This window comes from Knoellia sinensis KCTC 19936, from assembly GCF_000768705.1.
Lineage (GTDB): Bacteria > Actinomycetota > Actinomycetes > Actinomycetales > Dermatophilaceae > Knoellia > Knoellia sinensis.
Window position 1 is genome coordinate 1 of record NZ_AVPJ01000004.1, and the last position, 24043, is coordinate 24043.

The 24043-nt window shown below is 68.0% G+C and carries 19 protein-coding genes; all 19 read left to right on the forward strand.

The window, feature by feature from the left end; genetic code table 11:
* Positions 1-1875 (forward strand): peptidoglycan D,D-transpeptidase FtsI family protein (locus tag N802_RS06445; protein ID WP_342666745.1); only part of this gene is annotated, 1875 nt, incomplete at its 5' end.
* Between the two features lie 11 nt (positions 1876-1886).
* Positions 1887-3494: a UDP-N-acetylmuramoyl-L-alanyl-D-glutamate--2,6-diaminopimelate ligase gene (locus N802_RS06450; protein ID WP_052109519.1), complete on the forward strand. Its 1608-nt coding sequence runs from the start codon at positions 1887-1889 to the stop codon at positions 3492-3494.
* On the forward strand, positions 3491-4939 hold the full coding sequence (locus N802_RS06455) for a UDP-N-acetylmuramoyl-tripeptide--D-alanyl-D-alanine ligase (protein WP_035913907.1): 1449 nt from the start codon (positions 3491-3493) through the stop codon (positions 4937-4939). The genes N802_RS06450 and N802_RS06455 overlap by 4 nt, the downstream gene beginning before the upstream one ends.
* Entirely contained in the window at positions 4936-6018 is a 1083-nt protein-coding gene (gene mraY / locus N802_RS06460; protein ID WP_035913910.1) for a phospho-N-acetylmuramoyl-pentapeptide-transferase, read from the forward strand. The genes N802_RS06455 and mraY overlap by 4 nt, the downstream gene beginning before the upstream one ends.
* The gene (gene murD / locus N802_RS06465) at positions 6015-7505 is read left to right on the forward strand and encodes a UDP-N-acetylmuramoyl-L-alanine--D-glutamate ligase (protein ID WP_035913913.1); all 1491 of its coding nucleotides are present in this window, start codon (positions 6015-6017) and stop codon (positions 7503-7505) included. The genes mraY and murD overlap by 4 nt, the downstream gene beginning before the upstream one ends.
* A gap of 4 nt (positions 7506-7509) precedes the next feature.
* On the forward strand, positions 7510-8778 hold the full coding sequence (ftsW, locus tag N802_RS06470; protein ID WP_035913914.1) for a putative lipid II flippase FtsW: 1269 nt from the start codon (positions 7510-7512) through the stop codon (positions 8776-8778).
* Positions 8775-9911, forward strand: a complete 1137-nt coding sequence (gene murG / locus N802_RS06475; RefSeq protein WP_052109523.1) for an undecaprenyldiphospho-muramoylpentapeptide beta-N-acetylglucosaminyltransferase — start codon at positions 8775-8777, stop codon at positions 9909-9911. The genes ftsW and murG overlap by 4 nt, the downstream gene beginning before the upstream one ends.
* A 2-nt stretch (positions 9912-9913) precedes the next feature.
* Entirely contained in the window at positions 9914-11362 is a 1449-nt protein-coding gene (murC, locus tag N802_RS06480; protein WP_035913915.1) for a UDP-N-acetylmuramate--L-alanine ligase, read from the forward strand.
* Positions 11363-11366: 4 nt separating this feature from the next.
* A complete protein-coding gene (locus N802_RS06485; protein WP_035913916.1) occupies positions 11367-12146 on the forward strand; it encodes a cell division protein FtsQ/DivIB in 780 nt (259 codons plus the stop codon).
* 407 nt (positions 12147-12553) lie between these two features.
* Entirely contained in the window at positions 12554-13879 is a 1326-nt protein-coding gene (gene ftsZ / locus N802_RS06490; protein ID WP_035913917.1) for a cell division protein FtsZ, read from the forward strand.
* Between the two features lie 83 nt (positions 13880-13962).
* The gene (gene pgeF, locus N802_RS06495) at positions 13963-14685 is read left to right on the forward strand and encodes a peptidoglycan editing factor PgeF (protein ID WP_035913919.1); all 723 of its coding nucleotides are present in this window, start codon (positions 13963-13965) and stop codon (positions 14683-14685) included.
* Positions 14682-15380: a YggS family pyridoxal phosphate-dependent enzyme gene (locus N802_RS06500; RefSeq protein WP_035913920.1), complete on the forward strand. Its 699-nt coding sequence runs from the start codon at positions 14682-14684 to the stop codon at positions 15378-15380. The genes pgeF and N802_RS06500 overlap by 4 nt, the downstream gene beginning before the upstream one ends.
* Positions 15381-15435: 55 nt before the next feature.
* Positions 15436-15924: a cell division protein SepF gene (locus N802_RS06505; RefSeq protein WP_035913921.1), complete on the forward strand. Its 489-nt coding sequence runs from the start codon at positions 15436-15438 to the stop codon at positions 15922-15924.
* Between the two features lie 45 nt (positions 15925-15969).
* Positions 15970-16245: a YggT family protein gene (locus N802_RS06510; RefSeq protein WP_035913924.1), complete on the forward strand. Its 276-nt coding sequence runs from the start codon at positions 15970-15972 to the stop codon at positions 16243-16245.
* A 72-nt stretch (positions 16246-16317) separates the two neighbouring features.
* On the forward strand, positions 16318-17631 hold the full coding sequence (locus N802_RS06515; protein ID WP_035913926.1) for a DivIVA domain-containing protein: 1314 nt from the start codon (positions 16318-16320) through the stop codon (positions 17629-17631).
* A gap of 201 nt (positions 17632-17832) precedes the next feature.
* The gene (locus N802_RS21040) at positions 17833-18777 is read left to right on the forward strand and encodes a TraR/DksA family transcriptional regulator (RefSeq protein ID WP_035913928.1); all 945 of its coding nucleotides are present in this window, start codon (positions 17833-17835) and stop codon (positions 18775-18777) included.
* A complete protein-coding gene (locus tag N802_RS06525; RefSeq protein ID WP_084071988.1) occupies positions 18750-19412 on the forward strand; it encodes a signal peptidase II in 663 nt (220 codons plus the stop codon). The genes N802_RS21040 and N802_RS06525 overlap by 28 nt, the downstream gene beginning before the upstream one ends.
* Positions 19405-20328: an RluA family pseudouridine synthase gene (locus N802_RS06530; protein ID WP_035914378.1), complete on the forward strand. Its 924-nt coding sequence runs from the start codon at positions 19405-19407 to the stop codon at positions 20326-20328. Before N802_RS06525 ends, N802_RS06530 begins: the two co-directional genes overlap by 8 nt.
* Before the next feature lie 102 nt (positions 20329-20430).
* A complete protein-coding gene (gene dnaE, locus N802_RS06535; RefSeq protein WP_035914381.1) occupies positions 20431-24042 on the forward strand; it encodes a DNA polymerase III subunit alpha in 3612 nt (1203 codons plus the stop codon).
* Position 24043: the final 1 nt, after the last annotated feature.

The window sequence follows — 24043 nt, forward strand, 5'->3', positions numbered from 1 at the left end:
CGCCCGGCACCGCCGCGTCGGCCGCCGTCCCGGCGCCGCCCGGCGGCTGCGGGCAATCCTCGTCGCCGCATGCGCGGACTCACCGTCGCGGTGCTCTTCGTGTTCAGCATCTTTGCGGCGCAGCTCCTACGCATCCAGGGCTTCGACTCCGCGGCCGTTGCCGAGGAGGCACTCAAGCAGCGCACCGAGAAGGTCGTGATCCCGGCGCTGCGCGGCAAGATCACCTCGTCCGACGGAGTCGTCCTGGCATCGAGTCGAGCTCGTGAGACGGTCGTGGCAGATCCGACAGCTGTCTGCCACTACAAGCAGGAGCACGCCAAGACCTGCAGTCCGGTGACGATGGGCGCGGCCGTCGACGCGGCCGCGACCGCTCTGGCGCCCCTCCTCGGCACGACAGCAGCCGACCTCCGTCCCAAGCTCGCGGGCAAGGGGCAATACCAAGTGCTCGACCGCAAGGTGAGTCCACTGACGTGGCGCAAGATCGCCGCACTCGGCATCCCGGGTATCTACAAGGACTCAGCTGAGTCCGTTCCCGAACGCGTCTACCCGCAGGGGCCGAACTCAGCGTCACTCGTCGGCTACGTCACCAACGACGGCGCGGCCGGTGGCGGCCTGGAGTCGATGATGGACAAGGCGCTCAAGGGCACCCCCGGCTACTCGGTGTTCGAGAGGGCACAGGACGGGTCCAAGATCCCGGGTGGGCGTCAGGGCGGGGTCAAGGCCGTCGACGGCCAGGACATCACGCTCACCGTGAACGCCAATATCCAGTGGTACGCCCAGAACGCACTCGCCCAACAGATGGGCAAGATGGGGGCGCAGTCCGGCACGGTCGTGGTCATGAATGCGAAGACGAGCAAGGTGCTCGCCCTGGCGAGCTATCCGACCTACGACCCGAACGACATCGGCCGGGCCAAGGGCAGCCTCGTCAACAAAGCCCTGAGTGACGTCTTCGAGCCGGGGTCGACCGCCAAGGTCATGACCGTCGCGGCGGCGCTCGAGGACAAGAAGGTCACACCCGACCAACCGGTCATCATCCCCAACCGGATGAAGCGCTTCGACACGAACTTCAAGGACAGCCACGATCACCCGACGCTGTACGCGACTGTCGCCGGTGCGCTGGCCGAGTCGAGCAATATCGGGACCATCCTCATCGGCGAGACCCTCGAGTCGAAGCGTCTCGAGGAGTACTACCGGAAGTTCGGCCTGGGCTCGAAGTCCGGCCTGGGCTTCCCGGGGGAGTCGGCCGGTCTGCTGGCGCCGGCCGAGAAGTGGAGCGGAACCCAGCGGTCGACGGTGATGTTCGGGCAGGGCCTCTCGGTGACCGCGATGCAGGCTGCGTCGGTCTTCCAGACCATCGCCAACGGTGGAGTCCGAGTCACGCCCTCGCTCGTCGAGGGCACGACCAACGCCGATGGCGAGTTCACGAAGGCCGAGACGAAGCCGGGGACCCGGGTGGTCTCGAAGGACACGGCCACCAAGGTCAACGCGATGCTCGAGGGCGTCGTGTCCAAGGAGGGCACAGCGCCACAGGCGCAGATCCCGGGATATCGCATCGCCGGCAAGACAGGCACCGCCGACTTCTATGACGCTCGCCTGCGCAAGTACTCCGGCAAGACCGCGAGCTTCATCGGCTACGCACCGGCCGACGACCCCGAGATCGTCGTCGCGGTGATCGTGCAGCGACCCAGCGCGAGCATCTTCGGCGGCACGGTCGCGGCCCCCGTGTTCCACGACGTCATGACCTATGCGCTCCAAGAACTCAAGATTCCGCCGACGGGCACGGCCAAGGCCCCCATCACCCTGTCGGTCTCACCCGAGGAAGCCGCATCGAACCCGGACACCCTTCGCGACAAACCACGCGAGCGCGGCAAGTAGTCTGACTGGTCGTGTCCGCACCCCGACCCGCTTCCCATGACAGTTCGAGCCTTCGTGGTCTCGCGCTGCTCATCGGTGCATCTCCTGACAGCTTTGCATCCCCAGACAGTGGTGCATCCCACGGTGACGTCGCCGACGTCACGGTCACCGGGGTGACCCTCGATTCCCGTGCCGTCCAGAACGGCGACCTGTATGCCGCCCTCCCGGGAGCCCGTGCGCACGGCGCCGACTTCGCGGCGCAGGCTGCCGCGTCCGGGGCGGCTGCGGTTCTCACCGACGCCGACGGTGCCTCCCGGATGCGGGAGGCGGGCGTCGCACTGCCGAGCCTGGTGGTGGAGAACCCGCGCTCCGTGCTCGGCGCCGTCGCATCGGCGATCTATGACACGGCCGACCAGGACCTCACGATGATCGGGATCACCGGCACGAACGGCAAGACGACCACTGCGTACCTCGTCGCCAGTGCGTTGGGCGTCCTCGGACATCGCACTGGCCTCATCGGCACGGTGGAGACCCGCATCGGCGACGAGCGCATCAAGAGCGTCCGCACGACGCCGGAGGCCACCGACCTCCACGCGATCCTTGCCGTCATGGAGGAGCGTGACACCGACACCTGTGTCATGGAGGTGTCGAGCCATGCGCTGAGCCAGCACCGCGTCGACGGTGTCGTCTACGACCTTGCGCTCTTCACCAACCTTTCGCAGGACCACCTCGACTTTCATGCCGACATGGAGGACTACTTCAGCGCCAAGGCACAACTGTTCACGCGCGAGCGGTCGGTGCGGGGGTTGGTGTGCGTCGACGACATCTGGGGCCGTCGCCTCGTCGAGCAGTCCGGTGTCCCGGTCGCGACCCTCACCACGCAACCTGACCAGGAGGCCGACTGGATCGTCACGGTCGACGAGGGTGAGCCATCACGGTTCACGTTGCGCGGCAACGGAACCGAACTCGACCTGCGCTCGGCACTGCCCGGCGACTTCAACGTGGCCAACACCGCGATGGCGGCGGTGGCGCTCCTGCTCATCGGCGAGGAGGTCGACGCGGTCAGCCGGGCGATCCTCACGGACCCGCACGTGCCCGGGCGCATGGAGAAGGTCGTAGCCACCGCCGGTGGGGCCGTCGGCTCCGACGACCTGTTGGCCGTCGTGGACTACGCCCACACGCCGGACGCGGTCGAGGCAGCCCTGACGGCGTTGCGCTCCGCGGCCACCGGGCGCCTCGTCGTCGTGCTCGGTGCCGGAGGTGACCGAGACATGAGCAAGCGCCACGGCATGGGCCGCGCCGCCGCTGGGATCGCGGACGTCGTCGTGGTGACCGACGACAATCCCAGGAGCGAAGAACCGTCAGCCATCCGTGCTGCGGTGCTCGAGGGCGCCCAGTCCGTGGCCACTGACGCTCTTCTCGTCGAGGTCGATGGTCGCCACCGCGCGATCCGTGAGGCCGTGCGCCTCGCTCGCGAGGGTGGCCCCGGTTCGATCGTCGCCGTCGTGGGCAAGGGGCACGAGACCGGGCAGGAGGTCGGGGGAGTGGTGCACCCCTTCGATGATCGTGATGAGCTCCGGCTGGCGCTTGATGCCGCAGACCCCGCCGACGACTCGGCACCGACGGGAGGAACGTCGTGATCACCCTGACCCTGCCCGAGATCGCCGATCTCACGGGCGGCACGCTCCATGGAGTCGATCCCTCCGCCCAGGCTCCGGTCATCTCCGGTGCAGTCGTCACCGACTCCCGTGAGGCCGAGCCGGGCAGCCTCTACGTCGCCCGCATTGGCGAGGCGATGGACGGCCACCAGTTCGTCGGTGGCGCTCGTGACAAGGGTGCAGTCGCCGCACTGACGAGTCGCACAGTCGACGAACTGCCATGCGTCGTCGTCGACGATGTGCAGGCAGCCTTCGTCGCGATCTCACGCGCGGTGCTCGACCGCGCGACCGACCTCACCGTCATCGGGATCACGGGTTCCTCGGGCAAGACGAGCACCAAGGACCTCCTTGGCACCGTTCTTGCCGCCACCGCCCCGACCATCGCTCCGGTCGGCTCCTACAACTCCGAGGTGGGGGTGCCGCTGACGGTCACGCGCGTCACCGAAGAAACCCGGTTCCTCGTCGTCGAGATGGGTGCTCGCGGCATCGGACACGTCCACTACCTCACGACGATCGCGCCACCCCAGATCGGCGTGGTCCTCAACGTTGGCACGGCCCATGTCGGCGAATTCGGTTCTCGCGACGCCATTGCACAGGCCAAGGGCGAACTCGTCGAAGCGCTTCCGGCCGCCGGCGTCGCGGTTCTCAACGCCGACGACCCAGCCGTCCGGTCCATGGCGGGGCGCACCGGCGCGCGCGTCGTTCTCGTCGGCGAGGCGCCGGACGCGACCGTTCGAGCGGAGGATGTCGCAGTGGGCCGGGACGGACGGGCGACGTTCCGTGCCGTGACGCCGAAGGGTGACGCGACCATCGCTCTCAGCCTCGTCGGTCGACACCACGTGGGCAACGCCTTGGCAGTTCTCGCGGTGGCCCTGGAATGCGGCATACCCCTCGCCACGGCGGCCACCGCCATCGGAAGCGCGGGCATCGTGAGCCGCTGGCGCATGGAGGTCACCGATCGGGCGGGCGGAGTGACCGTCGTCAACGACGCCTACAACGCCAACCCCGACTCGATGCGTGCCGCGCTGGCGGCGCTCGAGACGATGGGAGAGGGCCGGCGCACCTGGGCCGTCCTGGGGTCCATGCTCGAACTCGGAGACGAGTCCGACGCTGACCACGCCGCCATCGGCGTGGAGGCGCAGCGCCGGGGTGTGGATGAACTTGTCGTCGTGGGTGAGACAGCCCGCCCCATGGCGGAGGTTGCGCCCGTCCCCGGCACCCGAATCCGTTGGGTGGCCGACGCCGACGCAGCCGAAAGCCTGCTCCGAGCAGAACTCGCGCCACCCGACGTCGTGTTGTTCAAGTCGAGTCGCGATGCGGGTCTACGGTGGCTCGGAGACAAACTCACCGAGTCCGCCCGGGCCACGCCTGACGAGAGCTCAGCCCGCACCACAACAGACCACACCATCCAGGAGGACACACAGTGAAGGCCGTGCTCGTTGCCGCGGTGGTGAGCCTTGTCGTCGCGCTCCTTGGGACGCCGATGTTCATCAAGTTCCTCGTCAAGCGCGGCTATGGCCAGTTCATCCGCGACGACGGTCCGACGTCGCACCACACCAAGCGCGGCACGCCGACCATGGGTGGAGCCGTCATCATCATCGCCACCCTGGCGGCCTACGGCATGGCGCACCTCGTCTTCTGGTCGGCGCCGAGTTGGAGCGGCGTCCTCGTGCTCTTCCTCATGGCCGGTCTGGGTCTCGTGGGGTTCCTCGACGACTACATCAAGATCAGCAAGCAGCGCAGCCTCGGACTGCGGTCCAAGGAGAAGCTCTTCGGGCAGACGCTCGTCGCGACGATCTTCGCCGTGCTCGCGCTGCAGTTCCCCAACGACTCGGGTCGCACGCCCGCCTCGACGAAGATCTCGTTCGTCCGCGACACCAACATCGACCTCGCCTTCGCGGGGACGATCGCCGGCGTCCTGCTCTTCATCCTCTTCGCCAACCTCATCATCGCGGGCACGAGCAACGGCGTGAACCTCACCGACGGGCTCGACGGTCTGGCCACGGGCGCCTCGGTGATGACCTTCGCGGCCTACGTCCTCATCGGCATCTGGCAGTTCAACCAGAACTGCCAGACCAACCCGGGCATCAAGTGCTACGAGGTCCGCGACCCGCTCGACCTCGCGATCGTCGCCGCGTCGATCATGGGTGCCTGCTTCGGCTTCCTGTGGTGGAACGGCTCGCCGGCCAAGATCTTCATGGGTGACACGGGTTCACTCGGTCTCGGTGGTGCCCTGGCCGGCCTCGCGATCGTCACGCGCACCGAGTTCCTCATCGTCATCCTCGGTGGCCTGTTCGTGCTCGAGACGGTGTCGGTCATCCTCCAGGTGGCGTCCTTCAAGTCGACCGGCAAACGCATCTTCCGGATGGCTCCGCTTCATCACCACTTCGAAATGCTGGGGTGGGAGCAGATCACGGTGACCATCCGCTTCTGGATCATCGCCGGCCTCTTCGTGGCCTTCGGGCTCGGCCTGTTCTATGCCGAATGGGTCGTCGGCGCCGTATGAGCAGGAGCAACACCGATCGCCTCGACTCCCTGACCCACCGCGAGGCCGACTGGACAGGGCTGCGCGTCCTCGTGGCCGGGCTCGGCGTGAGTGGCTTCGCTGCCGCGGATGCCTTGTTGGACAGGGGGGCCCACGTCATCGTCGTCGACGGCTCCGCGTCCGACTCGTCTCCTGCGATGGCCGAGCGTGCCCGCATCCTCGAGATCCTCGACGCCGAGTTGCGCCTCGGTCCCGACCACGTTTCGCGTATGCCGTCCGACCCCGTCGATCTCGTCGTCACCTCTCCGGGGTGGGCGCCGACCCAGCCGCTGCTGGCTGCCGCAGCGGAGGCCGGCGTGCCGATCTGGGGTGAGGTCGAGCTGGCCTGGCGCATGCGGCCGCTCGAGGGCGCCGCACCGTGGCTCACGGTGACCGGCACCAACGGCAAGACGACGACCGTGCAGATGCTCACGTCGATCCTGCGAGCCGCGGGGGAGAGGGCGATCAGCGCCGGCAACGTCGGCACGCCGATCCTCGAAGCCGTGATGGACCCGCAACCGTTCGACGCCATCGCGGTGGAGCTGTCGAGCTTCCAGCTGCACTGGTCCGAGTCGATTCGGCCCCAGGCCTCCGCCTGCCTCAACGTCGCACCCGACCACGTCGACTGGCACGGCAGCTACGACGAGTACGCCCGCGCCAAGGGCAAGGTCTACGAGGGCACCGAGATCGCCTGCATCTACAACGTCGACGACCCCCAGACCGAGCGTCTCGTAGAGGATGCGGACGTCCAGGAGGGATGTCGTGCTGTCGGTTTCACCCTGGGCACGCCGGCGCCGTCAATGCTGGGAGTCGTCGGTGACGTCCTCGCAGATCGCGCCTTCGTCGAGCAGCGCCGGCACGCTGCCGCCGAACTCGCCTCGATCGACGACCTGCGCGGTGACGCCCCCGATGTCGCGCCCCACCTCGTCGCCAACGCCCTGGCCGCTGCCGCACTGGCGCGCGCCCACGGCGTGGAGCCCGGCGCGGTCCGTGCCGGACTCAAGGCCTTCCGGCCAGAGGCCCACCGCATCGCCCACGTCGCGACGATCCATGACATCAGGTTCGTCGACGACTCCAAGGCGACAAACCCGCACGCAGCGGCAGCCTCGCTCACGGCATACGAGCACGTCGTCTGGATCGCAGGCGGCCTGCTCAAGGGAGCCGACGTCGACGACCTCGTCCGCGCAGCTGCCGCGCGTCTGCGTGGTGTAGTGCTCATCGGGCGCGACCGCGCCCAGATCGCCGAGGCACTGGCCCGACACGCGCCCGATGTCCCCGTCGTCGACGTGGCAGGGACGGACACTGGTGTCATGGACCGCGTCGTGACCGAGGCCGCGAAGCTCGCCCAGGCGGGCGACGTCGTGCTCCTCGCGCCCGCAGCCGCGTCCATGGACATGTTCGCCAACTACGGCGCACGCGGAGACGCCTTCGCCGAGGCGGTGCTCCGCCACTCGGCGTCGGGGGAGTGACGCAGTGAGCAGCACGACCGGGCCCCTCAAGGGGCGCCTGACGGATTCGGTCAAGGACCGACGCGGCCTCGGGTTCTCCGACTGGCTCGAGCGACTCGACCGGCCAGTCACGACCTACTACACCCTCGTGGCGGTGACGTGCGCTCTCGTCGCGTTCGGGCTCGTGATGGTGCTCTCGGCCTCGACCGTCACATCCCTGAATGAATCCAAGTCGGCCTACTCGGTCTTCTTCAGCCAGTTGCAGTTCGCCGCGATCGGCGCCATCGCATTGCTCGTCGCCTCGCGGCTCTCGGTCGCGACATGGAAGAAGTTGGCACTCCCGGTCCTTGTGCTCGGACTCGCGCTGCAAGCGCTCGTGTTCACCCCACTGAGCGCCGGTGAAATCAACGGCAACCGCAACTGGCTCGACCTGCAGGTGGTCTCGGTGCAACCCTCCGAGCTCCTCAAAGTGGGCCTCGCGTTGAGCGGCGGCCTGATCCTGAATGCCAAGCGCAAGCAGCTCGGACGCCTGGGGCACGCGATCGTCCCCTATGTCTTCCCGTTCGCCGCGCTCGCGATCACCCTCGTGCTCCTCGGCAACGACCTCGGGACAGTTCTGGTCATGGCGGCGATCGTGGCCGGCGTGCTCTTCACCGCGGGGGTCCCCGGCAGGTGGTTCGCGTTGGCCAGCGCCGGGTTCGCCGCCGTCGCCGTGACCTTCGTCGTGACGAGCCCCAACCGTCTGGGGCGCTTCGACGTGTGGCTCGGCCGAGACACCGACCCCTTCGGCCCGGCGCGTCAGAGCATCCACGGCCGCTATGCGCTTGCCGACGGTGGCTGGACAGGCGTCGGTCTGGGCCAGTCCCGCGAGAAGTGGTCGTGGCTGTCCGAGCCACACAACGACTTCATCTTCGCCATCATCGGTGAGGAACTCGGACTGGGCGGAAGCATCACGGTGCTCGCCCTCTTCGTCGTCCTCTCCCTGGCCTGCTACCGCCTGGTGATGCGCACCAACGACTTCTTCGTGCGGGTCGCCACCGCAGGGATCATGAGCTGGATCCTCGTCCAGGCGATGATCAACGTCGGTGCTGTCATCGGACTGCTGCCGGTCGTCGGCGTGCCCCTCCCATTCGTGTCGTCGGGCGGATCGTCCCTCGTGACAACGATGCTTGCACTCGGCATCCTGTTGTCCTTCGCCCGTTCCGAACCGGGATGCGCCAAAGCCCTTGCCGCCCGTCCATCCTTGGTGAAACGGTCCATCGCCGTCTTGCCGAAACGAAGGTCTCGTCGATGAGTTCGCCCACCAGTCCCACATCTCGCACGCCCCGCGCTTCAGACGGCGCGGTCGGCTCGGTCGTGCTCGCGGGCGGTGGCACCGCAGGCCACGTGTCACCCCTGCTCGCGCTCGCAGACTGCCTGAGACGGCGTGAACCCGAGGTGCGCATCACAGCTCTGGGCACGGCAGAGGGACTTGAGGCCCGTCTGGTCCCGGCGAGAGGCTACGACCTGGAGGTCGTCCCCAAGGTCCCCATGCCGCGCAAGCCGTCGGCAGCCATGCTCCGACTGCCCGGCTCACTCAAGAGGGCCGTGGACGCCGCCGACGCCGCCATCGTGGGAGCTGACGCCCGCGTCGTCGTCGGCTTCGGCGGCTACGTCGCGACTCCGGCCTACCTCGCTGCGCGCCGTCGTGGCATTCCCGTCGTCATTCACGAGCAGAACGCTCGCCCCGGACTGGCCAACAAGCTCGGCTCGCGGTTCGCCAAGCACGTGGGCGTCACCTTCCCGGGCACGCCCCTGCCTGGAGCGACCGTGACCGGTATGCCGTTGCGTCGAGAGGTCGCCCTCCTCGATCGCGCCGCCCGGCGCGCCGAGGGCATGGCCCACTTCGGACTCGACCCGCACTGGCCCACCGTCCTCGTCACCGGGGGATCACTGGGGGCGCAGCGGATCAACGAAGCCTTCCGCGGTGCGGTGGCGACCCTGCGGACGGCTGGCGTCCAAGTCCTTCATGTCACCGGCGCGGGCAAGGAGTTCCCTGTCGAGGGCGGTGAAGGTGCGCCCTACGTCGTGGTGCCCTATGCCGACCGGATGGAGCTGGCCTACGCCGCCGCGGACATCGTCGTGGCGCGCTCTGGCGCCAACACGGTCTGTGAGCTGACCGCGGTCGGGCTCCCCGCGGCATACGTGCCGTTGCCCATCGGCAACGGGGAGCAGAGCCTCAACGCACGCGCGGTGGTCGCCGCGGGTGGCGGGATCATCGTGGATGACGCAGACCTCACATCGGCCTGGGTCGAGAGCACCCTCGTGCCCCTGCTGCGGGACGCCAGCGGGCTCGCCGCCATGGCCAAGGCCGCGGCGTCCGTGGGCGAACGCGACGGAGACGAGTTGCTCGCCGACCTCGTGGTCGACGCCGCAGGAAAGGGCTGATCGTGCAGGGACGCAATGCCCGGTTCGACTTCACCAGCGAAGTCCCCGGGCTGGAGACGCTGGGTCGTGTCCACTTCATCGCCATCGGCGGCTCGGGCATGTCCGCCGTCGCGCGCATCATGCTGGCCCGGGGGGTGGTCGTGAGTGGGAGCGACGCCAAGGACAGCGCCGTGCTCGAGACCCTACGAGGGCTGGGCGCCACGATCACGGTCGGCCACGACCCAGCGCACGTCGAGGGCGTCGACACGGTTGTCATCTCGTCGGCGATCCCCGAGACCAACGTCGAACTCGCCGCCGCCCGTGTCGCCGGATGCCTTGTGCTGCACCGCTCCCAGGGACTCGCCGCGACGATGAAGGACGCCCGACCGGCGGCGGTGGCGGGAGCCAATGGCAAGACGACGACGACGTCCATGCTGACGGTCGCACTCCAGGCTGCCGGTCTCGACCCGTCATTCGCGTCGGGTGGCGAACTCGCTGGCCAGGGGACCAATGCGGCATGGGGCAGCGGCGACGTGTTCGTCGTCGAGGCGGACGAGAGCGACGGTTCGTTCCTCGTCTACCGGCCCGAGGTCGCCATCGTCACCAACGTCCAACCGGACCACCTCGACTTCTACGGCACGTTCGACAACGTCGAGGCGGCCTATGCGGAGTTCGCGGAGTCGCTCCGTTCAGGGGGGCTGCTCGTCGCGTGCGCCGACGACGCCGGTTCCGAACGCCTCGCGGCGCGTGCGTCGGCGGCGGGGACCCGCGTCCTCACCTACGGCTTCGACGCGACCGCCGACCTGAGGCTGGCCGATCACCGGGCCGACGACGAGGGCATCGGCACGACGACCGTGCTGCACCGGAGCGGCGGCGACTCGGTGACACTCCGACTGGCGACCCCCGGGTCGCACAACGCCCTCAACGCGGCGGCCGCCTATCTGGCCGCGACGGAGGGGTTCGGCGCGCATTCGACCCGAGTGCTCGACGGGCTCGCCGAGTTCGACGGGGCCCGGCGCCGCTTCGAGATTCGTGGCGATGTCGCCGGAGTGACCGTGGTCGATGACTACGCCCACAACGCCGGCAAGGTTGCTGCCGTCGTCGCGACGGCGGCCGAGATCGCGGGACGTCGAGGAGGCCGCCTGCTGGTGGCCTTCCAGCCGCACCTCTACTCGCGGACGCGCGACTTCGCCGGGGGCTTCGCGGCAGGACTCGCTCCGGCCGACACCGTCGTGCTCCTCGACATCTACGGCGCCCGTGAGCAACCGGCTGAGGGGATCACGAGCGAGCTCATCGCGGCACCGCTGCGCGAGCTGCCGGGGGAGCGGTCCGTGACGGTGGGCGGCTCGTTCGAGTCGATTGCCGCCGATCTGGCCGCAGAGGCGCAGCCCGGCGACCTCGTACTCACCGTCGGTGCCGGTGACGTCACCGCCCTCGCGTCGCACGTCCTGCGTGCTCTTGAGGAGCGCTGATCGCGTGGCTGTCTCGACGCGGGGACTCGCCTCCGCAGAGCCGCGCTTCCGGGCCCGGGCACTGCAGCGCCGCCGTCGTCCCTGGCTTCGGATCCTCTGGACGATCGTGGCCCTTGCGGTGGTCGGGGCACTGGTGTGGCTGGTGTTCTGGAGCCCAGTGCTGGCCGCGCGCACGGTCGAGGTTTCCGGGGTGACCGGCGCCGACCGGACGGCCGTCGCCGACCTTGTCGACGTCGACGGGACAACACCTCTGGCTCGAGTCGACCTTGAGGCTGTGGAGCAACGCGTCCGCACGCGTCGCAACATCGCCGAGGTGTCGGTCGAGCGAGGGTGGCCCTCGACCCTGCACGTCCGCGCTGTGCCTCGCGAGCCTGCGCTGGTCCTCAAGAACCCTGAGGGTCAACTCGAGGTCGTGGACGCCACGGGTGTCGCGTACGGCTCCGTCAGGACCGCGCCGGCCGGTGTCCCCGTTGTCACAGCGGACTCCACCAAGGGCACGACGAAGCCGGCACTCGAGGCGGCCCTGTCCGTGATCCACACGCTCCCCAGTGACCTCGCCGACCAGGTCAGCAGCATCCGGGTCAGCACCGCGAACCTCGTCTCGTTCACGCTCGGTGACGTCGAGGTCGTCTGGGGCGGCGCCGACGAAGCGGACCGCAAACTGGCCATTCTGCGGGCCCTGCTCGCGACGGAGCCCACGTCGATCGACGTGAGCGCGCCGGACACCCCGGTCACCCGCGGCGGGCCATCGCCATCGCCGTCGGAATCCGAGTCCGAGGACTGAGCGCGGCCCCGCCTCGGCGTCCGCAGGTTTGGTCGCGGTGGCGACCGGATCTGCGGACGCAAGCGGACGGCATACCCCACGCGTCCGCAGGTTTGGTCGCGTGGGCGACCACATTCGCGGACGCAAGCGGACGGTTGACGGGACCGGAGAAGGCGGATGGGGGCGGTGTGACGCGAGTGACAAGGGTGAGCAAGAATCACGGGACTGGTCTGCGACACGCCCGCCCCTTCGTTGCATGAGGGCGCACCGACGCCTAGCGTCACTTCAACGGGTCGTGACCAAACTGTGACTCTTGACTTGAGGTCGAGACTTCAATCCGGAGAACCAGCGGCAATCACGGGCCGGGAACACCACGAACACCTCGAACACCAGCTCGAAACTCAGCAATCTCAGGGAAGGCCCACGCCGTGGCAACACCACAGAACTACTTGGCCGTCATCAAGGTCGTCGGCATCGGTGGAGGTGGTGTCAACGCCATCAACCGGATGATCGAGGTCGGCCTCAAGGGCGTCGAGTTCATCGCGATCAACACCGACGCCCAGGCGCTCCTCATGAGTGACGCCGACGTCAAACTCGATGTGGGCCGCGAGCTGACCCGCGGCCTCGGGGCGGGTGCCGACCCCGAGGTTGGCAAGAAGGCCGCCGAGGACCACGCCGAGGAGATCGAGGAGGTCCTCAAGGGGGCCGACATGGTCTTCGTCACCGCCGGTGAGGGTGGTGGCACCGGAACCGGTGGCGCCCCCGTCGTCGCGCGCATCGCCAAGGGCCTGGGTGCCCTGACCATCGGTGTCGTGACCCGGCCGTTCACCTTCGAGGGCCGCCGCCGCGCCAACCAGGCCGAGTCCGGCATCGGCAACCTGCGCGAAGAGGTCGACACCCTCATCGTCATCCCCAACGACCGACTGCTCTCGATCAGCGACCGAGCTGTCTCCATGCTCGACGCCTTCCGCAGCGCCGACCAGGTGCTCCTCTCCGGCGTCCAGGGAATCACCGATCTCATCACCACGCCGGGCCTGATCAACCTCGACTTCGCCGACGTCAAGTCCGTCATGCAGGGCGCAGGCTCCGCGCTCATGGGCATTGGCTCGGCGCGTGGCGAGGACCGCGCGGTCCAGGCCGCCGAGCTGGCGATCTCGAGCCCGCTGCTCGAGGCGAGCATCGATGGTGCTCATGGCGTGCTGCTCTCGATCCAGGGTGGGAGCGACCTCGGTCTCTTCGAGATCAACGAGGCTGCCCGGCTCGTCCAGGAGGCAGCGCACCCGGAGGCCAACATCATCTTCGGTGCGGTCATCGATGACGCACTGGGCGACGAGGTCCGCGTGACGGTCATCGCGGCCGGTTTCGACGGCGGTGCGCCGATCAAGCGACCCGACGAGCGCGGCATCGGCAGCATCCAGGGTCCGAGCAAGGCACAGCAGGCGCAGGCTCAGGCCAACGCACAGGCGCAGCAGGCCGCGCCGGCACAGCAGGCTGCTCCGGCGCAGCCCCAGCCGAACCACAACGGCAACGGTGCTCCGGTCCAGCGGCCGGTCCAGGCCGAGCCACAGCGTCAGCACGTGCCTGCCCAGGCGGCGGTCGTCCCGCCCTCCTCGCCGAACGGCGACGGCGCCCGTCAACACGCTGAGCCCGTGGTGTCCCAGCGCGTCGCAGAGCCCGAGCAGCGTCCGGCGCCGCCGCGCACCGTGACCTTCGATGACGGCGACGACCTCGACGTTCCCGACTTCCTCAAGTGAGGCGCGGCGCTTCAAGGCGCTGACAACGTCCTCAGGGGCGACCGGTCATCATCGGTCGCCCCTGAGCCGTCTACGGTGGATTCGTGTTCTTCTGGAATGACGACGTGGACGGTGTCCGCCGTGCCTTCACCGACCGATCGGGTGGCGTGAGCGAGATCCCGTATGCCGGTCTCAACCTTGGCGGGCACGTCGGCGATGCGCCGGAGGCGGTGCGAGAGAACCGAGTTCGTGTTGCCACGGAATTGGGCGTCGGCCTCGATCGTCTCGTGTTCATGGACCAGTGCCACGGCGCGGACGTCGCGGTGGTCACGGAGAAGCCCTCCGGCCCCCTCGCCGTTGATGGCATTGTCACCGCCGAGCCCGATCTCGCGCTGGCCGCGCTGGTGGCCGACTGCACCCCGATCCTGCTCGCGGATGTGCGCGCCGGTGTCATCGCCGCCGTGCACGCTGGACGACCCGGCATGACCAAAGGTGTTGTGCCGCAGGCCATTTCGGCCATGCGAGATCTCGGGGCCAACTCCATCAGCGCGGCCGTGGGGCCGAGCGTGTGCGGCCGGTGCTACGAAGTCCCGCTCGAGATGCGTGAGGTCGCCGCGTCGGTCCGGCCCGAATCGAGCGCCGTGTCGTGGACTGGCACGCCTGCCATCGACGTCGCGGCGGGTGTCGTGGCGCAGTTGCGAGAGGCCGGGGTGAGCGACCTCACCTGGGTGGCCGGCTGTGCTCGGGAGGAAGCCTCTCTGTACTCATACCGGCGCGATGGCGCCACTGGTCGGTTCGCGGGCGTCATCGTCCGGAGTTCCTCGTGAGCGATCGTCGTGAGGCTCTCGGGGCCAACCTGGCGGTGGTGCAGGATCGGATCGCCCGCGCCACGGCGGTCGCCGGTCGCGCTGTGGATGACGTCGAGCTGGTCGTGGTGACGAAGTACTTCCCGGCCGCGGACGTCGACCTGCTGGTCGACCTGGGCGTGAGACACATCGGCGAGAACAAGGACCAGGAGGCCGGGGCCAAGGTCGCCGAGTTGTCTCGGCGCGATCTGGTCACGGTGCACTTCGTCGGCCAACTGCAGTCCAACAAGGTGGGGCACGTCGCCGCGTATGCCGATGTGGTCCAGTCCGTCGACCGGCCCAAGATCGTCTCGGCTCTCGACCGCGCGGTAGGGCGTCACGACCGCACACTCGAGGTGCTGCTCCAGGTGTCTCTCGAAGACCGCGCGGGACGTGGGGGAGTCGTGCCCGAGGAGGCCCTCAGGCTGGCGGATCTCGTCGGCGACGCGGCCCACCTCACCCTCCGTGGAGTCATGGCGGTGGCGCCCCTCGGAGGCGAGGCGCGACGGTCGTTCGCGCGACTGCGAGAGGTTGCGGACGGCATACGTGCAGGTCATCCGGATGCAACCTGGATCTCGGCAGGGATGAGCGGCGACCTCGAGGAGGCCGTTGCGGAAGGCGCGACACACCTGCGTGTCGGAACCGCAATACTCGGTTCTCGTGCGTCACTTGGGTAACTTCTTTTAACGAAAGACACGACCACCGGGTCGCCGATTCGCACTAGGAGTACTCATGGCTGGCGCGCTGCGCAAGACGATGGTCTACCTCGGGCTGGCCGAGGACGAGGGTCGTTACTACGACGAGGCCTACGACGAGTACGAGTCCGACGAGGCCTACGAGCCGGAGGAGACCCGTGAGCCGCGCGAGCGTGCAGCGGAGGTCACTCCGCTCACGGCGCGACGCAGCGTCGCCCAGGTGGTCCGCACGCCGGAGGCGTCGGGCATCTCCCGGATCACGACCATCCACCCTCGCACCTACAACGAGGCCAAGACCATCGGTGAGAACTTCCGTGACGGGACGCCCGTCATCATGAACCTCACGGACATGGACGACGCAGATGCCAAGCGCCTCGTCGACTTCGCAGCCGGGCTCGTGTTCGGTCTGCATGGTGCGATCGAGCGTGTCACCGCCAAGGTGTTCCTGCTCTCGCCGTCGACCGTCGAGGTCAACGCCGAGGAGTCTGTGGCGGCGCCGGGTCGCACGCTGTTCAACCAGAGCTGACCCCGGCTCAGGTTTCGTACAGGCCGGTCCCGCACACTGGTCGCCATGGACTCCGTGCGTTCGCTGCTCGAATTCGTCGTCTGGCTGTATCTGCTGGTCGTCTTCGGGCGCCTCATCCTTGACTGGATTCGTGTTTTCTCCCGTGACTGGCGTCCGCGAGGCGTGATGCTCGTCATCGCCGAGGCCGTCTACACCCTCACGGATCCGCCTCTCAAGGCCCTGCGCAAGGTGATCCCACCCGTCCGCCTCGGGGGTGCTTCCCTCGACCTCGGGTTCCTCGTCCTGGTGCTCGGGCTCTACCTGCTCATCGCCATCCTCTAGGGTGGATGGCTGAAGCCCTGCGTCTGATGTGACACAGGGCATCTCCTGACCGATCGATACAGAGGAGTTGACATGGCGTTGTCGCCCGAGGACGTCCTCAACAAGACGTTCACGACCACCCAGTTCCGACGCGGCTACGACGAGCGCGAGGTGGATGACTTCCTCGATGACATCGTCGCCGAGATGCGTCGCATGACGAAGTCGGACGACGAGGTGCGCAAGCAGCTCAATGACTGCCGTCAGGGCCGCGGCCTCGAGCCGGTCACGGCAGCGATGCCGGCACCGGCCGCTGTGACCCCGGACCGCTCGGCGGAGATCGCCAAGCTCCAGGGACGCAATTCCGAGCTCGAGGCGCGCGTGCGCCAGCTCGAGGAGCTCGAGGGCAAGAACCAGCCGTCACAGGGCCAGGGGGATGCCGAGGGCCTGTCCCGCCGCAACTCCGAGCTCGAGAACCGCGTCAAGGACCTCGAGCGTCAGCTGGCCGACTCCGAGCGCCGCCTCAACGACCTGCGTCAGGAGCGAGACGGCATCGTCGGTGAGCGCGACACGCTCGTGCGCGAGCGCGACTCCGTGGTTGCCGAGCGTGACCGCGCTCGCGCCGAGCACGAGGCGGCCAACGCCAAGAACGCGCAGGAGCGTCAGGCGGTCTACGCCAAGGCCAACAGCAACGCCGACGAGCAGCTCTCCGTGCTGCGCACCCGTGTCGAGGAAGCCGAGCGCGACGCGCAGCGCCGGATCCAGCAGGCTCAGGCGAAGGCCGAGCAGGCCGAGTCCGAGGCCTCTGAGCGAGCCTCCAAGACTCAGGGTCAGGCAGCCGGCGGCTCCGACATTGCCGCCCTCGCTGGTGCCGGTGGCATCGGCGGAGGCTCCGCAGCCGGTGTCCTGGCCCTCGCCCAGCGACTCCACGACGAGCACGTCTCGGCTGGTGAGACCCGCCGCGACGAGTTGCTGCGCGAGGCGCAGGGCCGTCACGACGAGCTGATCAGCACCGGTGAGGCGCAGCACAAGAAGTTCCTCGAGACCGGGCAGTCCAAGCACGACGAGCTCATCAACACCGCTCAGGGCCGTCACGACGAGTTGATCTCGACTGCGCAGACTCAGCACGACACGCTGCTCGCTGAGGCCAACAGCAAGCGTGAGGAGCTCATCACCGAGGCGCGCGAGCGTTCCACCGGGATGGTTCACGAAGCGCAGCAGCGCAAGGCGGCCATCCTGCAGGAGCTCACGGACGAGCGCACGGCGCTCGAGCGCAAGATCGAGCAGCTGCGAGGCTTCGAGCGCGACTACCGCGGCCGCCTGAAGACCTACATCCAGGGTCAGCTCAAGGAGCTCGACCACACGGCCGTCGACCTCGAGGTCGAGGAGTCGGCCAAGCAAGGCAAGTGATCTGCCACTGACCACACGGTCATCACAGGGCACTCGGTCGTGGACCGGGTGCCCTGTGGCATGTCAGGACCCTGTATGCCGCCTGCGAACTTTGCAGGTCATCTGGCGTTTTGCGTTGTGATGCGGATCATGAGGGCTTATCCTCGCCGCACGCGGTCGAGCCCTGCCGGGCCCGACCTTTGTTGACGAGTGAGGACAGGCATGGCTGCCAAGAGCGCTCCCTCGGGGGCCACGAAGGCTGGATCCGGCAAGACGTCGACGGCGAGGTCGTTGGCCAACAAGGCCGGCGCGGCCGTGCGGGCCGTGACCTCACGTGCCACGGGGACGAAGCCGAGCGCGAAGGTCGAGTCGACGACGAGCAAGAAGGCGGCGTCGTCCACGACGAAGTCCGCCAAGGCCGCTCCGGCGAAGAAGGCGCCTTCCTCCAAGGCTTCGGCGAAGACTGCGTCAGCAACGAAGGCGTCCGCCAAGAAGGCCCCGGCCAAGGCGACGAAGGCCGCTGCGACCAAGACTTCGGCCAAGAAGGCCCCGGCCAAGGCGACGAAGGCCGCTGCGACCAAGGCTCCGGCCAAGAAGACTCCGGCAAAGAAGACCCCGGCCAAGGCAGCCGTCACCCAGGCATCCGCAGCCAAGGCTCCCGCACAGAAGGCCGCGAAGGCCGCGCCCACCAAGGCGGCAGTGGCCAAGAAGGCCCCAGCCACGAAGGCGCCAGCCGCAAAGAAGGCCCCGGCCAAGAAGGCCACCACCAAGAAGGTCGCCCTCGTCGTCCGTGAGGACGAGTCACCGTGGACGGCCAAGGAGTTGCGGGCAGTGCGTGCCGAGATCGAGGCGAGCGTGGCTCAGCTGGAGGCCGAGCTGCGGCAGGCAGAGTCCGAGCTGTCGGACCTCCTGCGCGACTCAGGTGACGGTGCCGGAGACGACCAGGCCGACGCCGGAGCAAAGACCTACGAGCGTGAGCAGGAGATCGCTCTCGCCGACAACGCCCGCGAAATGCTGCACCAGAACCGGCACGCCCTCGAGCGTCTCGATGACGGGACCTACGGCGTCTGCGAGAACTGCGGCCAGCCGATCGGCAAACTTCGCCTTCAGGCCGCACCTCGTGCGACCCTATGCATGCGATGCAAGACGAAACAGGAACGCCGCTGACGCCCAGCGCCCAGTCCACTCACGCACCGGCCCCGGATCAGGTCCAGGGCCGGTCGCGGCTGTTTGCCCTGCTGGTGGGGGTCGGTGTGCTCACCCTCGCCCTCGACCAGGGGACGAAGGTGTGGGCCCTGGCCTCACTCACACCGGGAGTGCCCCAGGACCTCGTCGGGTCCGCGCTGCGGCTCAATCTCATCCGCAACGCGGGTGCAGCCTTCTCGCTCGGGGACGGGGTGACCTGGCTGCTCACGCTGGTGGCCCTCGCGATCGTCATCTGGGTGGGGCGTGCGGCGCTTCGTGTCGGACACCGCGGGTGGGCGGTGACCCTCGGCATGCTCCTCGGGGGAGCGATCGGCAACCTCATCGACCGGATCTTCCGGGAGCCGGGCTTCGGCCGCGGCCACGTCGTCGACTTCATCGACTACTTCGGCCTGTTCATCGGCAACGTTGCCGACATCGCGATCGTCGTCGCGGCTGGTCTGGGCGCTGTCATGGCCCTGCGCGGCATACCTCTTGAGGGCGTGACCCACGGTCGTCACGAAGTCGACCACACGGCCGCTGATGTCAACGGTTCGGACGACGAGGTCGGCCAGAACCCCGAACCCCGCCCGGAGGCCTCCGAGCGTGACGATGTCTGACAGCCGCACCATGCTGGTGCCAGAGGGACTCCAGGGCGAGCGCGTCGACGCTGCCATCGCCCGACTCTTCGGGTTGTCGCGGACCCGTGCCGCCGATCTCGCCGCCGATGGTGGCGTGGCGGTCAATGGTTCGAGCGTGGGCAAATCGCATCGCGTCCATGGCGGCGACATGCTCGAGGTCACGCTGCCCAGTGCCGACCCGAGTCCGACCCTCGAGGTCATCGCGGAGCCGGTGCCGGGGATGGGCATCATCCACGACGACGATGACATCGTCGTGGTCGACAAACCAGTTGGTGTTGCGGCCCACCCCAGCGTCGGGTGGACCGGCCCCACCGTCCTCGGCGGGCTCGCTGCTGCGGGCTACCGGATCTCGACGAGCGGGGCCAGCGAGCGTCAGGGCATCGTCTCCCGTCTCGACGTCGGAACGTCCGGGCTCATGGTCGTGTGCAAGAGCGAGCGGGGCTACTCGCTGCTCAAGCGGGCCTTCAAGGAGCGGCGGGTCGACAAGACCTACCACACGCTCGTGCAGGGGCTTCCCGATCCACTTGTGGGCACGGTCGACGCCCCGATCGGTCGGCACCCCGGTCACGACTACAAGTTCGCGGTGATGGAGTCGGGCAAGCACGCGGTGACGCACTACGAGCTGATCGAGGCGTTCCGTCACGCGAGCCTGCTCGAGATCCACCTCGAGACGGGTCGGACGCACCAGATTCGCGTCCACTTCTCGGCGCTGCGGCATCCGTGCGTCGGCGACCTCACCTATGGCGCCGACCCGACCCTGGCCAAGAAGCTGGGCCTCGAGCGGCAGTGGCTGCACGCCGTCGGCCTCGGCTTCGAGCACCCCGGATCGGGCGACTGGGTGACCTTCGAGAGCCAGTACCCCGAAGACCTCCAGTCTGCGCTCGATCGGCTCTGACACAGGCTCTCGTATGCCGTGAGCGCCCGTCCCACGGGCCTCTTCCGTCACAGCGTGGCGCGGCTTCCGAGGGTGTCGGCGGGTCGACCTAGGATGGTCGCGATGTCGTCGCCAACCTCCTCCTCAGCCCCGGACCGCTCGGACAACTTCGTCCACCTGCACGTCCACACCGAGTACTCCATGCTCGACGGGGCCGCCCGGATCGGGGACCTGTTCAATCGGGCCGCCGAGCTCGGGATGCCCGCGGTGGCCATGACCGACCACGGCTACCTCTACGGTGCGCACGAGTTCTGGCGCAAGGCCCAGGGGACCGGCGTCAAACCCATCATCGGGCTCGAGGCCTACGTCACGCCGGGCACGCACCGCACCGACAAGACGCGCGTCAAGTGGGGCGACGAGCGCACCCGTCCCGGCGACGATGTGTCCGGTTCCGGCGCCTACACGCACATGACGTTGCTGGCCAAGAACAACAACGGTCTGCGCAACCTGTTCCAGATGGACAGCCAGGCCTCGCTCGACCAGGTCTATGCGAAGTGGCCGCGTCTCGATCGTGAGTTGATCGACCAACACAACCAGGGACTCATCGCGACCACGGGCTGCCCGTCGAGCGAGATCCAGACGCGGCTGCGGCTTGGCCAGTACGACCTGGCCAAGCAGGCCGCCAGCGACTACCGCGACATCTTCGGTGCAGAGAACTACTTCTGCGAGGTCATGGACCACCAGAACGAGATCGAGCGGCGCACGATCAAGGACCTTCTGCGGCTGGCCAAGGAGCTCGACCTCCCGCTGCTCGCGACGAACGACAGCCACTACACCTACCCCGAGGACTCCCAGGCGCACGGCGCCCTGCTGTGCGTCCAGTCCGGGTCGACGCTGATGGACCCGAACCGCTTCAAGTTCGACGGTGACGGCTACTACCTCAAGTCGGCCGCCGAGATGCGCCACATCTGGCGGGAGTACCCCGAAGCCTGCGACAACACCCTCCTCGTGGCGGAGATGTGCGAGGTCTCCTTCACCGAGGGTGAAGGCCGCTACATGCCCAGGTTCGAGTGCCCCCCCGGCGAGAACGAGGCGTCGTGGTTCATCAAGGAAGTCCAGAGCGGACTCAGCGAGCGGTTCCCGGACGGCATACCGGAGTACGCGCAGAAGCAGGCCGACTACGAGATCGAGGTCATCTCCTCCAAGGGTTACGCCGGCTACTTCCTGGTCGTTGCGGACTTCATCACCTGGGCCAAGAAGAACGGCATCCGGGTCGGGCCGGGTCGTGGTTCAGGTGCCGGGTCCATGTGCGCCTACGCCATGAAGATCACCGACCTCGACCCCATCCCTCACGGGCTGATCTTCGAGCGGTTCCTCAACCCCGAACGCATGTCGATGCCCGACTTCGACATCGACTTCGACGAGCGCCGGCGCGGCGAGGTCATCCGCTACGTGACCGAGAAGTACGGCTCGGAGCGGGTCGCCCAGATCGTCACCTACGGCACCATCAAGGCCAAGCAGGCCGTCAAGGACTCGGCCCGGGTGATGGGGCACCCCTTCAACGTCGGTGAGCAACTCACCAAGGCCATGCCCCCGGACGTCATGGGCAAGGGCGTGCCCCTTTCGGGGATCTACGACCCGGAGCATGCGCGCTACGGCGAGGGCAAGGAGTTCCGCGAGCTCGTCGAGACCGAGCCGCACTTCAAGGAGATCGTCGAGACGGCCAAGGGCCTCGAGGGCCTGAAGCGTCAGTGGGGCGTCCACGCTGCCGGCGTCATCATGTCGAGCGAGCCGCTCATCGACGTCATCCCGATCATGAAGCGCCTGCAGGACGGCCAGGTCCTCACGCAGTTCGACTACCCGACGTGCGAGACGCTCGGGCTGGTCAAGATGGACTTCCTCGGCCTGCGCAACCTGACGATCCTCGACGACGCCATCGAGAACGTGAAGGCCAACCGGGGAGAGGACCTCGACCTCGACGCCCTGTCCAAGGACATGACGGACAAGGCGACCTACGACCTCCTTGCCCGCGGCGACACCCTCGGCGTCTTCCAGCTCGACGGTGGCGGCATGCGCACCCTCCTCAAGCTGATGCAACCCGACAACTTCGAGGACATCTCGGCGGCCCTTGCGCTCTATCGCCCGGGGCCGATGGGTGTGAACGCCCACACCAACTTCGCACTGCGCAAGAACGGCAAGCAGGAGCTCATCCCGCTCGACCCACAGCTCAAGGGCAAGCTCCAGCCCGAGATGGAGACGGCGCTCGAGCCCATCCTGGGGACGACCTACGGCCTGGTGATCTACCAGGAGCAGGTCATGGAGATCGCGCAGAAGCTCGCGGGCTACACCCTGGGCAACGCCGACCTACTCCGCCGCGCCATGGGCAAGAAGAAGAAGGAAGTCCTCGACGCCGAGTACGTCCCCTTCTCCGAGGGCATGAAGGCCAACGGCTTCAACGAGGCTTCGATCGCGGCCCTCTGGGGCGTTCTCGTCCCGTTCTCGGACTACGCGTTCAACAAGGCCCACACCGCGGCCTACGGGCTGGTTTCGTACTGGACGGCGTACCTCAAGGCGAACTACCCGGCCGAATACATGGCCGGGCTCCTCACGAGTGTCGGTGACGACAAGGACAAGTCGGCGCTCTATCTCGGCGAGTGCCGGCGCATGGGCATCAAGGTGCTCCCGCCCGACGTCAACGACTCGGTCGCCCGCTTCGCCGCCGTGGGGACCGACATCCGCTTCGGGATGGCCGCGATCCGCAACGTCGGCCACAACGTCGTCGAGGCGATCATCCAGGCGCGCGAGGAGAAGGGCGCCTTCACCTCCTTCCGGGACTTCCTCTCGAAGTGCCCCGCGGTCGTCTGCAACAAGCGCACCATCGAGTCCCTCATCAAGGGTGGTGCGTTCGACGGTCTGGGGGAGTCACGAGCCGGGCTCCTGCGTATCCACGAGGAGTACGTCGACGCGTTCGTGTCCATCAAGCGCCAGGAAGCCATCGGTCAGGACTCGCTGTTCGGCGCCTTCGGCGACGACGGCAGCGGCGACGGCGGGGGCGACGCCATGATGGGCCTGACCGCGGTGCCGTCGGTCGAGTGGGACAAGTCGACGCTGCTGACCTTCGAGCGGGAGATGTTGGGGCTCTATGTCTCAGACCACCCGTTGTTCGGCGTCGAACACGTGCTCCAGCAACACGCCGACACGGCCATCGCCGCCCTGAGCGCCGAGGACGGCAAGCCCGAGGGGTCCATGGTCACCGTGGCAGGGCTCATCACCGGGCTGCAGATCAAACGGACCAAGAAGGGTGACCTCTGGGCGATCGCCACGGTCGAGGACCTCGAGGGCGCGATCGAGTGCCTGTTCTTCCCGAGCTCCTACCTGACGGTGTCGACCATGCTCTCCCAGGACGTCGTCGCCGTCGTCCGCGGCAAGGTCAACCGCCGTGACGACTCGGTGTCGATCTATGCCCAGGAGCTGACCCTTCCCGAACTCACCGAGGGCCCCCGCGGGCCGGTGATCGTCACGCTCGACACGTTGCGTGCGACAACTGGGCGGATGGAGGAACTCAAGGGCGTCCTCGCCAACCACCCGGGCACCACCGAGGTGCACCTCAAGCTCACCAAGCCGGGGCGCACGACGCTCATCAAGCTCGACGACGCTCTGAGGGTCAACGCGACCGAGTCGCTCTACGGTGACCTCAAGGTGCTTCTGGGCCCGAGGTGCCTCACCGGTGGCTGAG